The organism is Paenibacillus sp. fava2 (assembly GCF_058313675.1).
This window is the reverse complement of record NZ_CM177755.1, coordinates 606,769-619,381: the sequence shown is the minus strand read 5'-3', so window position 1 is coordinate 619,381 and position 12,613 is coordinate 606,769. Positions and strand designations below refer to the sequence as shown.

The window sequence follows — 12,613 nt, the reverse complement described above, 5'->3', positions numbered from 1 at the left end:
TAATGTTGAATGCCTTTGTCCCGGAAGTTTTCCGGGCTTTTTACCATTATACGGATTATGGCCGGGAGACTTCAAACATTACTTGCGGCTCCGTCCCCGCAGTCCTGTCCCTGGCCTCGATTCGTCCGCTCAGCGTCAGCATGGCAAGGCCAAGCAGTGCCGACAACACCCCGGATAAGATAAAGGCGGAAACTGCTCCGGATGCTGTCACAAGTGCACCGCCTGCTACAGGCCCGAGAATAGCTGCAGCGCTGGTCAGGCTGTTCACCGTACCGAACACCCGCCCTGTGTAAGCTTCAGGTGTCCGCCGCTGCAGCATCGCATAAAATGGGATAAATACAAGCCCCGCCCCTGCTCCTGCCGCCGCAAACGAGCCGAACAGTATAATGTTCATCCACAATCCTGCCTCCCCGTAAGCTGTTACCAGTGCAGCGGCGGCAAATACAGAACCCATAAGGATGGCCCCGGCACTCATAAAGATCAGCGGCCGCTTGCCCGTACGGCTCGCGGCAAGCGCTGACAGCAGTGTGCCAAGTCCGCTGGCAGCCAGACACCAGCCGAGCATATCCCCGCTGATACCGGGAATATCACGGAACAGGGTTATCGTCTGGGAATCGGCCATCTGCAGCACCAACAGTACTGTTACCAGCATGACAAGCCCGCCCAGTGCAGCCGGCATTCCGGTAAGCAGCCGCAGGCCGGTACCTGCTTCACGGAAAAAGGATGCCCGTCCCGGCAATTTCGGCGCGGTCTCCGCCCCGCGGGCTGTCTTGTATTTCCCTGCCCGCGGCACTGCCAGCAGAATTGCGGCTGAGAGCAGATAGGTGGCCGAATCCAGCAGATAGCAGGCGGAAATTCCGAATGCCGCGACGAGCAAACCACCGAATGCCGGACCGATAATTTTGGTGATCTGCTCAATGGATGAGCTCAGAGCAACTGCCCGGTCCATCTGGGCAGAGGGGACAAGCTCCTTGAGCTTGCCGCTTTTGGCCGGAGAGAACAGGACATCCATCATGCCTTTGGCTATGAGCAGCAGGTAAACCTGCCATAGGGAGCCGGCAAATACAAGACAGGCTACAATTCCGGCACGGGCCAGGTCCGAGCCGATCATGATAGCCTTGCGGTCAAAGGTATCGCCCAGATACCCGCCCAGGGCTCCCCCGAGCAGCATCGGCACAGCCATACACAGAGAAATTGCCGTAATCTCCCACGGGCTGGCCTGCCACTTCAGCCCAACCATGGTCAACAGGGCAAGAAAATGCAGCCAATCGCCTATATTGGAAATCAGCTGTGCAGCAATCAGCAGCATAAACGGCCGGTTAGCGGTCAGCTTTTCATCCGCCAGTGCTGCATTGTTTGGTTCCTTCATTATTTCATCCTCCCGCATCTGCATATTTGAATTCATAATACGGGAAAATTGCCAGGTTCCTCATCAATCTGCAGCTGTAATTTTTCGCGGTTCCGGGGGCTGAAGACCCTCTCCTGCCGGAGGCGGAGCGCGAATTTGACACTCTTTTGCCCAAAACAGAGTCACCGTCAAAAAATTGTTTGATTTTTAATAATTAAAAGTGTGCTCATTGTGACAAATCACATGTTCTTGAAGCCATTGTTTGCCGTATTGTAAGGGTATCTCAAATTTAACTGCACATTTAAGATGCAGCCGGGTCCATGATTCCTTACGTACGGGGCGACCTGTACGACTAACGATAACGATAGAGGGTGGAGAAGCATGATACAATCCTATGAACGCGATACTCAGTTAACACTTCATTTGTACCGGGTTTTTGCCAAGTCTTTCAAGAGTATTAACGAGCATGCCGTTACCGGAAGCAAGATTGAAGGATTTAATCCTACAGCCTTTGCTGTCATGGAGGTCCTGTACTACAAAGGTCCTCAGCCGATTCAGCAGATCGGAGCCAAGCTGCTGCTGCAGAGCGGCAACGTCACTTACGTCATTGATAAGCTTGAAGAACGCGGCTACCTGCAGCGCAAGCCTTGTGCCAATGACCGCCGTGTGATCTTCGCTGAATTGACAGCCGAAGGCGAACAGCTGATGAGCGAAATGTATCCGAAATATTCGGAACGCCTGCACCTGGCTTTCAGTGGATTGAACGATGAAGAGAAGGAACAGATGATTGTCCTGCTCAAGAAGATGGGCCTGCAGGCTGAGAAGCTCTCGCCACTGCCCCGCAAATAATACAGGCAAAGCAAAGATAGTGAATTGATTCACGATCTCTTTCAGCACTTTAACTGCCTCTCACAGAACCATCAATACACAGAAACGGCTGCAGCGTCCTTATGGACCGTGCAGCCGTTTCTGTATAAGTGAGGGCAACGGATCCAGAAAAGGAAGGTAAAGGCCTCCGGCCACGTTTATCTTCGTATTTCCTGATTTCGCACAAGCTCAATTAATTTAGGTGGATTTTCGCCACTTAATTTCCCCTTTTAGCAGCATTTACGATAACTAAGTGGATAAACGTCACTAGACATGCGGCAAACCTAACATAAATTTTTTTGAAATAGTTAGCTAATTATGGATAAAAAAGATGAGTTTACTCTGGTGAAAAATGAAAAAAGCCCTAATGTAGAGAGAGTAGGCAGGTTACCCACATCTCTCCACAAAAGGAGCTAATCCATGGGTAACATATCGCAAAATTCAGTTTTACGCAAGTACTTACAGCATTTAATGTTACATTCTTTTCGTTGTCCATTCGCAGATCATTATTCGAAAAAACTTACCGTTGGGTCCGCGATTACCCTTTTTGTAGAAGCTCAGTTGCAGCAGAGGCGGACTCTTTCCGACATTGTGCTCCATTTGGAAACGAATGCAGAACTTCAGGACATTACCGGACTCACGACCATTCACGAATCGACCTTGAACCGCAAGCTCGGCACCATCCCTCTTGCTTATCTCGAGTGGTTGTTTACCGATCTTGTTCAGGAATTAAAATTGCGAAAAGCGGAAGCCAAGGGCATCAAGCATCTTGGAAAGTTAGCACCCGTCGATTCAACGAGCCTTTCGCTACCCAAAATACTCGGCGATTGGGCGTTTTATCAAAATAAGACCAAGGGTGTCAAAATCCATACGCGGCTGCTTTCGCTGGAAGCAGGGTGTCATTTTCCGGATGAGATTATCCTTTCCACTATCGGTGTGTCGGATCAACAAGCGGTCAAATATCTGGTTGTGCCTGGAGAATTCACCTACATTTTCGACCGTGGCTATGTGCATTACGGAAACTTCAGAGAATGGTCGGAAGGGACGGTGCTTTTTGTAGCCCGGATCCGTGCAAAAACAAAGTACACCGTGCTGACCGAACATCCCATTTCGGGCAGCAGCAATATTACTCGGGACGCTGACGTTGAGATTCTGGATAAAAAATCGGGCCAAACGTTTTGCGTTCGCCTTGTACAATTCCAAGATAAGCATGGAAAAATCTACGAGGTCATCACAAATCGTCAGGATCTTTCAGCCGAAGACGTTGGTGAAATTTATCGCTGTCGCTGGCAAATTGAGCTGTTTTTTAAATGGATCAAGCAGCATCTGGCCACCGTAACGTTCCACAATCACCACCCCCACGCAGTGTGGGTCCAATGTTACATCGGAATCATTACGGCGCTACTTTGTCAGCTCATCCATTTAGAAGTGCGGTCCACCCTAAGTGTATGGAGCATGCTGCGAAAGATGAGGTATTACGCCATGAAAGACTGGGATGTATTTATTGAAGCGCTGAATCGTGAACCGACTCGTCGTTCTAAAGGTCGGCAAAAGATCCCTAAGCCCGCAGAAACTCCAGAACAAACGAAAGAGAAACGAGCGACGGTAAAGATAATTCTCAGATAACAAACATAATATACCATTTATTGGTAACTAACCTACGTTTTAAGACGCCACTGTTCTTTTTTCATTGAGTCTATAAAACTAACTGTAAAATTATTACTTTCGGTTTAATTTAGCTCTCATGTAAGTTTGTATGCATGTCTAGTGGATAAACGTCACTTATATCGGAGCAAAACAGCCTTGTGAAGCAAATCCGGAGAATTTAAGTAGCGTTTTGCAGCTAGAATAAAAAGTGGACACCCGTTAAGAGAGCATGAATAATGAACTTAACGAGGAGGTGTTCACATGGGTGAACAACGGCAACGATACAATGAAAAGTTTAAAAGAGAAACCGTCAAGTATATTCAGGAACAGACGAAGACGGTAGTGGAGATTGGTGAGGAGCTGGGGATCTCCCCTGGCGTGCTGCACAACTGGCTGGCGAAGTATCGGGAGTTCGGCAATGAACCTGTAAACAGTGCGGAAAAGGTTCGCGAACTCGAGCAGCGGCTGGCCGAACAAGAAAAAGAATTACGGGCAAGAGCGCAACGAATTGCAGACGTCGAAGAGGAGCTTGCCATCGTAAAAAAAGCGGTGCACATCTTCAGCAAACCAAAGAACTGAGATTTCAGTTCATCGAAACCCATCGCTCTGAGTTTCGAGTGGAGAAGATGTGCAGCGTTCTCAAAGTCTCCCGGAGCGGGTTTTACAAATGGCAAAGCGCGGCTACCAGCCCCCAAGCGGAGCGTAAGGCACGGTTACTCCAGCGAATCACCTATCATTTCAAGGATAGCAAGAAACGTTACGGCAGCCCAAAAATCACCAAGCTTCTACAGAAAGAAGGCTACATCGTTAGCGAGCGGACGGTAGGGAAATACATGCAAGAGCTGGGTTTACGCTCATGTGTCGCCAAGCGCTTTCGCGTGAAGACGACCGATTCCAATCACGATTTGCCCATCGCCCCGAACCTACTGAACCAAGACTTCAAGACCGCCGAACCCAACAAAGTCTGGGTTACGGATATCACCTACATCCCCTGCCGGGAAGGCCGGCTGTACTTGGCCAGTGTGCTCGACCTCTGCACGAAAGAAATTGTCGGTTGGAGGCTAGAGGAGCGAATGACGACTGATCTGGTACTAGGTGCCTTGGACGATGCTTACCAAGCGAAACGGCCCAAGAAGGGACTCACCCATCACTCTGATCGGGGATCGCAGTATGCCTCAGCAGATTACCGTAAACGTCTTAAGAAGTACCACATGAAGGCAAGCATGAGCCGCAAGGGAAATTGCTATGACAATGCCTGCATCGAATCCTTTCATAGCGTACTAAAGAAAGAATTTGTCTATTGCACCAAGTTCAAAACGAAGCAACAAGCGCAGGACGAGATGTTCCAGTACATTGAATTCTTTTATAACCGCAAGCGAATCCACAGTGCGCTAGGCTATGTTTCCCCTGTCCAGTTTGCGGCGAAGTTTAAAAAGAGAAAAACCGCATAATCTTTTTTTCTTGTGTCCACTTTCTTGACGGAGGTCCATTTTTCCACCTAATTTCTCAAAACATCCTTATACTCGAAAAATAGATGGAGAAAATCCACTTAGTCTGATGAACGCACAGGTATACGTACTATGTAAGCCCTATGCTGATTATTCAGTCTGGGAATTTGACTCCAGGAAATGCCTGAACTTACAACTGCTGTACTAGTTTAATCTAAAGAGGCCTGTGTCCCAGATACTATGCTTCCTTCAGCTTCGTCTTCTCCTCATTCAGCGAAGGTACTCCCTGGCGCAGCCCGGAGGAAATAACCAGCGACAGAACGGCCAGTACAGCCATCATAATGAACAAGGAATGCAGGCCGCCTTCCAGCGCACCATGCAGGCTGTTCCAGGCATCGCCGGTCAGGGTGCTGCCGCCATGCGGGTTCAGCAGGCTGTTGATATCCGCTCCGCTAACTGCCGCACCGGGCTGGTCTGAGAGCAGCCTGTCGATGCTCAGATTCAGCCAGGATCCGAATACCGCCGCCCCGACCGTCTGGCCGAGTGATCGGGTGAAGGTATTCAGCGCCGTTGAAGCGCCGCGCTGGTCATGCCCGACGGATGACTGGGCGATAATGGTGAATACGGTAGACGCATAACCGAAGCCTACACCGCAGAACATCATCAGAACCAGAAGCAGCAGCTGCGAGGAGTCTGCAGTCATAAACGTAAGTCCTACTGCCCCTGCGGCGATCAGGGAGAGTCCCAGCATGCCTGTGCGGCGGGAGCCGGCGCGCAGAATCATCCGGCCTCCGGCTATGGAGCCCAGCGTCCAGCCCACAGACATCGGAGCCAGCAGCAGACCGGAAAGAGCCGCACTTTCGCCGAATACACCCTGTACCCACAGCGGCACATAGGTGGACAGTCCAATAATCAAGGTGCTGACCAGGAGGTTGGCTCCGGTCGACACGGCAATATTGCGGATGGAGAACAGCGACAGCGGAAGCATCGGCTCCGGCGCCCGCCGCTCCACAAACAGGAATATAACCAGCAGGATAACCGCCGTCCCCAGCAGGCCAAGCAGCAGCGGTGAAGTCCAGGCCAGATTCTGCCCGCCGGCGGTAAGGCCGAACAGCAGTGCACTTACCCCTGCAGCGAACAGCAGAACTCCGGCTATATCAATCTTCTTCGCCACCCGTTTTACCTTTTCTTCCTTCAGGTAACGGGCAATAAACAGGATCGACAGCAGGCCAAAGGGCAGGTTAAACACAAATACCCAGCGCCAGCTCAGGTAATCCACCACATAGCCGCCGAGCAGCGGACCTACAAGTGATGAAATTCCCCAGACTGAGCTCAGCAGTCCTTGCGTCTTGGCCCGCTCCTTAATGCTGTAAATATCACCGATAATCGTAAAGGTCATCGGAATAAGCGCACCTGCCCCGATGCCCTGAATAGCCCGGAACAGAATGAGCTGCCCCATGCTCTGCGAAATGCCGCACAGCAGGGAGCCGAGCAGAAAGACAACCGCTCCCCCCATAAATACCGGCTTGCGGCCAATCAGGTCACTCAGCTTACCGAAGATGGGCGTTGTCACCGCCATGGTCAGCAGGTAGGCGGTAAAAATCCAGCTCAGCCATTGGATGCCCTGAAAATCGCCGACGATTGCCGGCCCTGCCGGCCCCGTAACTGTTCCTTCAATGGCTGCCAAAAAGGTGGCCAGCAAAACCCCGGTTAAGATAAGCTTGCGCTCTGTTGCTCCTGGTGTACTCAATGAAATCCCGATCCTCTCTCTATGTTATCTCTGTACAATTCCAACGTTCCCCTCCGCCAAGCTATTTCTGTCTATCACTGCGCAGCAGCGCAAAAAGAGCCGCGTCCTGAAAACCGGCACCGGTATGCCGGTATTGACGCAGCAGCCCTTCCTCTGAAAAACCCAGTGCGCGGAACAATCCCGCCGCCCGGGTATTGCCGGGATAGCATAACGCTTCGATCCGGTTCAGCCCCATTGTGCCGAAGCCGAAATCCAGCATAAGCTCCAGCGCCTCCCTCATGTATCCTTGCCCCCAATAAACAGGTGACAGCTCACAGCCGATCTCACCCCGGTAAGCTCCCGCCAGCTGCCACTGGTTATAGCCGCAGCTGCCGATAATCTTCCCGTCCGGCAGCGCAATGCTCCAGCGCAGGCTCTCTTCCTCCCGCGACATTTGCAGCAGCAGCTCAATCAGCTGCCCGGCAGCATTGGCTGATTCCAGCGGCGGGGCATTCAGCCAGGGACCCACAGCCGGATGGGTCCATATCTCATACAGCGCAGGTGCATGAGATACAGCTATTGCCTGCAGCTCTATTCTTGCTCCGTGCAGTTCCGGGGTTACCCCGCCGCATATGTACACCCTATCCGTCCCCTTTCCAATTCATTAAGTATACACCATATGTAAGGATTTCCCGAAGGAAACAGCAAATTTGCCGGCCTGATCATTCCGGAGCGCCAGTACATGACAAAAAGCGCCGCACCGGGCGGAAGGCCGCCCTGATACTGACGCAGTTCATTGCTTGATTAAAAGCTGCAGCCTTTCGCATAAACTCCGCGGCTGTGCTAGCCTGAAGCCGGAATCAGCCCGAAGCTTTTGCCGCTGCCTGAGCCGGAGTAAGCACCTCAGAGCATAACACCTGCAGCTTCTCCTGAATATGTTTGAACTCCTCTATTCCAGTACCGGTTAAACTGAACGCATCGCCATGGGCAGTCAGGAAATTTTCCTGGGTGAGCCGTTCCAGCTCCTGCTTCACTTCGCGTTCCGCAACCCGGTATCCCAGGTTTTCAAGCTCAGGCAGCATATCAGACAATGTTAAATCCCTCTCATGTGCAATATAAAGCATATGGATTCCTATGAACAAATTCTGTACATCGGCGCGCATATTCCACTCCTTCCGGCCAAGAGCCTATGATATATTAAGCATTACCCTGGCAGGCGGAAGCGGAAACACCGTTATGACTCCAGTTAAGGCTCGTATTGTGATTTATGCAAATTTACGGTAATGCTTGACGAGCCGAGTCCGGCTGTACTATGTTGTTAATTACAGTTATATTTCATTACTGATTTAAGGTACAGGAAGGTGATACTTCATGTTTCAGGCAATGCCCTATGACGGGACACGCAGCGAACGGTTCGAGGCCGTGCTTTCACAGCTTGCAGCATTGATCGACGGTGAACCAAGTGCAATCGCCAATCTGGCAAATGCCTCGGCGCTGCTCAAATTCTCTATGCCGGATACCAACTGGACCGGATTCTATCTATTCGACGGCAAAGAGCTTGTTCTCGGGCCGTTCCAGGGTCTGCCCGCATGCATCCGTATTCCGATGGGCCGCGGGGTCTGCGGAACCTCCGCTGCAGAGCGCCGGACGCTTGTGGTGGATGATGTCCATGCCTTCCCCGGACACATCGCCTGCGATGCCGCATCGAACAGCGAGATCGTGGTTCCGCTCATCAAGGGCGACCAGCTCCTTGGCGTACTCGATATTGACAGCCCGCTCAAGCACCGCTTCGATGACGAAGAACGGCGTTTTCTGGAGCGCTTCGCAGCCATGATTGCTGCTGTGCTGTAGACACTCCGGCACACATAAGGCCGCCGCAGACCAGGGGTTACCTGGATCTGCGGCGGCCTCTTTGCTGACAGCTCCGCTTCTTTTTAACCGACCGGATTGATCTTCCAGATTTCCGCCGCATAGCGGCTGATGGTATTATCGCTGGAGAACTTACCGGAGTGGCCGATGTTGACAATCGACTTCTTCAGCCATTCCCGCTGGTTGCGGTAGGCGAGGTCGATTTTGACATGAGTCTCTACATAGCTTGCAAAGTCTTTAAGGACGAAGAACTCATCATTATTATCAAGCAGCGACTGGTACAGCGTATCAAATTCCTGGGTATTGCAGCAGATGGGTCCGGGCGTAACCAGCTGATCCAGCACTTCCTTCACACGCCCGTCGCCGTAATAGATGTCGCGGGAGCGGTATCCGCCGAACTGGTAATAATCCATAACCTGCTCCGCCCGCAGCCCGAACAGGAACATGTTGTTGTCCCCGACCATTTCATGCATCTCCACGTTCGCCCCGTCCATCGTTCCGATGGTCAGTGCCCCGTTCATCATAAACTTCATATTTCCGGTACCGGATGCTTCTTTACTGGCTGTAGAAATCTGCTCACTCACATCGGCCGCCGGAATAATCTTCTCCGCCAGGGAAACCGAATAATTCTCCAGGAAAAAGATGCGGATCTTGCCCTTGATATCCGGGTCCTTGTTCACTACATCGGCTACTGTATTGATCAGCTTAATAATCCGTTTGGCCAGATGATAGCTCGGTGCTGCCTTGGCTCCAAAAATAAAGGTGCGCGGCACCATATCCATGGACGGGTTATCCTTCAGCTGGTTATACAGATGCATGATGTGCAGAATGTTCAGCAGCTGGCGCTTATACGCATGCAGCCGCTTGACTTGGACGTCAAAGATCGAATCCGGATCGACCTGAACACCGTGCTTCTTGGTGATATAATCAGCCAGCCGCAGCTTGTTGCGCCGTTTGATCGCTGCCACCTGCTCCTGAAAGGAGGCATCCTCACAGTATTTGATCAGCCCGATCATTTCCTGCGGGTGATGAATCCAGCGTGTGCCGATGGAATCGTTGATGAGACCTGCCAGCTCCGGATTGGCATGCAGCAGCCAGCGGCGGTGGGTAATTCCGTTGGTCTTGTTATTGAACCGGTGCGGATACATCTCATTCCAGAGCCGCATTTCACGCTTCTGCAGAATCTCCGTATGCAGAGCAGCTACCCCGTTGACGCTGTGGCTGGCCACAATGGCCAGATTGGCCATGCGTACCTGATCATCATGAATGATCGCCATCTGGTTAATCCGGTTCTGGTCACCGGGATATTTGCTCATCAGCTCACCGCAGAACCGGGCATTAATCTCCTCAATAATCAGGAAAATCCGCGGCAGCAGCTCCTTGACCATATTCATCGGCCATTTCTCAAGGGCTTCACTGAGAATGGTATGATTCGTATACGAGACCATCCGGGTTGTCATATCCCAGGCCTTATCCCAGCCCAGGCCGTGTACATCCATCAGAATGCGCATCAGTTCGGGAATCAGCAGTGTCGGATGCGTATCATTGATGTGCAGCGCTACTTTGTCCGGCAGTGCTTCAAGCGGCGCTCCGGTCTTGCTGAAGGTGCGCATTATACTCTGCACGCCCGCACTGCACAGGAAGTACTGCTGCTTAAGCCGGAGCAGCTTGCCCTCATACTGCGAATCATCCGGATACAGGAATTCCGAAATAGATTCCACAGAGCGTTTGTACTCCAGGAACTTGTGGTAATCCGAACCCGTTAGCGAGCCTGACATCCGGGAAGCCGGAGTAATCGACTCGGCACTCCAGTTACGCAGCGTATTGACATGCTTGCGGTCGGCGCCGATCACCGGCACGTCGTAAGGCACTGCGCGAACCGCTTCATAATCCTTATGCTCAAAGACCAGCTCACCGTTCTCTTCACGGGTCTCAATCCGGCCCCAGAAGCGGACCTCCACCTGTTTGTCTTCCCTGCGCACTTCCCATACATTATCGTTCTGCAGCCAGTAGTCTGGAAGTTCTACCTGATAGCCGTCTACTATTTTCTGCTCAAACAGGCCGTATTTGTAACGGATGCCGCTTCCATGGCCCGCATACTGCAGGGAAGCGAGTGAATCCAGAAAACAGGCTGCAAGCCGGCCGAGACCGCCATTGCCAAGCCCCGCATCCGCTTCTTCTTCCTCTACTGCACGCAGATCAAAGCCCAGTTCCTCAAGACCCTCCCGCACAACCTCCAGCACGCCCATATTCAGCAGGTTATTGCCCAGCAGCCGGCCGATCAGAAACTCCATTGAGAAGTAGTATACCTGCTTCTGCTGGCTGATCTTAAACTTCTGGTTCGTGTCTGCCCAGTTCTTCCCCGCATTCTCACGGATCATATTGCCCAGAATCTTGTATACGTCACCATTCGATGCTTCTTCCAGCGGCTTGCCCAATTTTCCGATAAGCGTCTCGCGGAATACTTTTTTGAAGCTTTCTTTGTCGTTAAACAACAGCAGGTTCCTCCAGTCGGATGTGTATTTTTGTGAGATACATGGCCTCTATGGAAAGTCAGGACCAGCCGGGCTGCATGCTTACACAGTCCAGCTGATCCTGGGGTTAAATTTTGCTGCTCTTGGCGATGACAAACGGACGTCTGCTATCCCCAACAAGTATCCTGTCTTTGCTGAGGTGTACGTCCTTATCCATGATGACATTCTCAATTACAGCATTCTCTTCAATTACACATTTCTGCATGATGACAGAATTGACGATTTTCGCGCCTTCACGGATCTGTACTCCCCGGAAAATTACGCTGTTCTCAACGGTTCCGCCGATAACGCAGCCGTTGGCTACCAGGGAATTGGTGACACTTGCGCTGTCCAGATAACGGGTCGGCGCTTCATATTTAATCTTGGTCTGCACCGGATTTTCTTTGAACAGACCCAGATAATTCTCCTGTTTGAGAAGCTCAAGACTATTCTTGTAATAGCTCTCCAGTGAATTGATTACGGCGTGATAGCCTTTGTATTCATAGCCGGCAATTTTGAAATTGGCCCGGTTCTTCTGGATCACGTCACGGAAGAAAAAGCTCTCTCCATGCGCAATGCAGTACTCCACCTGCTCCAGGAACAATTTCTTTTCCATGATGAATATATCCAGGTAGACATTGGGATGATGCTTCTCCTGGTGAATCTCGGTAACGAGATCGTCCTCATTTAATTCAAGCCGCAGGCACGGATCATGCTCGGGCTGAAGCTGGTCAATCGCTTTGTAGACAAGCGTGACATCGGCACCCTTTTCCAGATGGTACTGGAAGGCATCCTGCAGATCGACCGTGTTAATATGCTGGCTGCCCGAGAACACAATGTACTTGGCGGAAGCTCTTTTGAAAAAATCCAGATTGTTATGATAGTGCTGCAGATCCCCGATTGACGTATCGGTCGGATCGTTCCAGTCCGGAGGCAGAATGAACAGCCCGCCATGCTTGCGGTTCATATCCCAGGATTTGCCGTCACCGAGATGGTCCATCAGCGAACGGTATTTGCGGCGGACGAACAGCCCTACACTCTCCAGCTCCGCCCTCATCATATTGGACAATACGAAATCGATCAGCCGGTAACGGCTGGCAAAAGGCACGGCCGCACCGCAGCGGAAATAGGTTAATTCGTTCAATTTGTCCAGTTCATGATCAAGATTAATTACGCCCATAAGCTCTTTCAT

11 protein-coding genes are annotated in these 12,613 nt (G+C 51.4%); 5 read left to right on the top strand and 6 right to left on the bottom strand.

Annotated features, from left to right (window positions below; genetic code table 11):
- Positions 1-55: 55 nt before the first annotated feature.
- Positions 56-1,369 carry an MFS transporter gene (locus AC4G46_RS02880; protein ID WP_491126607.1) on the bottom strand — a complete coding sequence of 438 codons (1,314 nt, stop codon included), beginning with the start codon at positions 1,367-1,369 and terminating at the stop codon, positions 56-58.
- Between the two features lie 360 nt (positions 1,370-1,729).
- Here AC4G46_RS02880 and AC4G46_RS02875 point away from each other — a divergent pair, with 360 nt between their 5' ends.
- The 4 genes from AC4G46_RS02875 (at position 1,730) to AC4G46_RS02860 (ending at position 5,313) form a co-directional block, all read left to right on the top strand.
- Positions 1,730-2,197 (top strand): MarR family winged helix-turn-helix transcriptional regulator, encoded by a 468-nt coding sequence (locus AC4G46_RS02875; RefSeq protein WP_039869523.1) that lies wholly within the window; start codon positions 1,730-1,732, stop codon positions 2,195-2,197.
- A gap of 438 nt (positions 2,198-2,635) precedes the next feature.
- On the top strand, positions 2,636-3,841 hold the full coding sequence (locus AC4G46_RS02870) for an IS4 family transposase (RefSeq protein ID WP_491125428.1): 1,206 nt from the start codon (positions 2,636-2,638) through the stop codon (positions 3,839-3,841).
- A gap of 282 nt (positions 3,842-4,123) precedes the next feature.
- Entirely contained in the window at positions 4,124-4,441 is a 318-nt protein-coding gene (locus AC4G46_RS02865) for a transposase (protein WP_060818741.1), read from the top strand.
- Positions 4,348-5,313, top strand: a complete 966-nt coding sequence (locus AC4G46_RS02860; protein WP_491128774.1) for an IS3 family transposase — start codon at positions 4,348-4,350, stop codon at positions 5,311-5,313. The genes AC4G46_RS02865 and AC4G46_RS02860 overlap by 94 nt, the downstream gene beginning before the upstream one ends.
- 235 nt (positions 5,314-5,548) lie before the next feature.
- Here the strand turns inward: AC4G46_RS02860 and AC4G46_RS02855 are convergent, their stop codons facing one another.
- From AC4G46_RS02855 to AC4G46_RS02845, 3 genes are all read right to left on the bottom strand, one after another.
- Positions 5,549-7,060, bottom strand: a complete 1,512-nt coding sequence (locus AC4G46_RS02855) for an MDR family MFS transporter (RefSeq protein WP_491126606.1) — start codon at positions 7,058-7,060, stop codon at positions 5,549-5,551.
- 61 nt (positions 7,061-7,121) lie between these two features.
- Positions 7,122-7,679 carry a GNAT family N-acetyltransferase gene (locus tag AC4G46_RS02850; RefSeq protein WP_491126605.1) on the bottom strand — a complete coding sequence of 186 codons (558 nt, stop codon included), beginning with the start codon at positions 7,677-7,679 and terminating at the stop codon, positions 7,122-7,124.
- Positions 7,680-7,899: 220 nt separating this feature from the next.
- Positions 7,900-8,202, bottom strand: a complete 303-nt coding sequence (locus AC4G46_RS02845; RefSeq protein WP_491126604.1) for a hypothetical protein — start codon at positions 8,200-8,202, stop codon at positions 7,900-7,902.
- A gap of 208 nt (positions 8,203-8,410) precedes the next feature.
- Between AC4G46_RS02845 and AC4G46_RS02840 the strand changes: the two genes are divergently transcribed.
- Positions 8,411-8,890, top strand: a complete 480-nt coding sequence (locus AC4G46_RS02840) for a GAF domain-containing protein (protein WP_068723204.1) — start codon at positions 8,411-8,413, stop codon at positions 8,888-8,890.
- Between the two features lie 83 nt (positions 8,891-8,973).
- Here AC4G46_RS02840 and AC4G46_RS02835 read toward each other — a convergent pair whose 3' ends face one another.
- Entirely contained in the window at positions 8,974-11,403 is a 2,430-nt protein-coding gene (locus AC4G46_RS02835; protein WP_491126603.1) for a glycogen/starch/alpha-glucan phosphorylase, read from the bottom strand.
- A 106-nt stretch (positions 11,404-11,509) separates the two neighbouring features.
- The gene (gene glgD, locus AC4G46_RS02830; protein ID WP_491126602.1) at positions 11,510-12,613 is read right to left on the bottom strand and encodes a glucose-1-phosphate adenylyltransferase subunit GlgD; all 1,104 of its coding nucleotides are present in this window, start codon (positions 12,611-12,613) and stop codon (positions 11,510-11,512) included.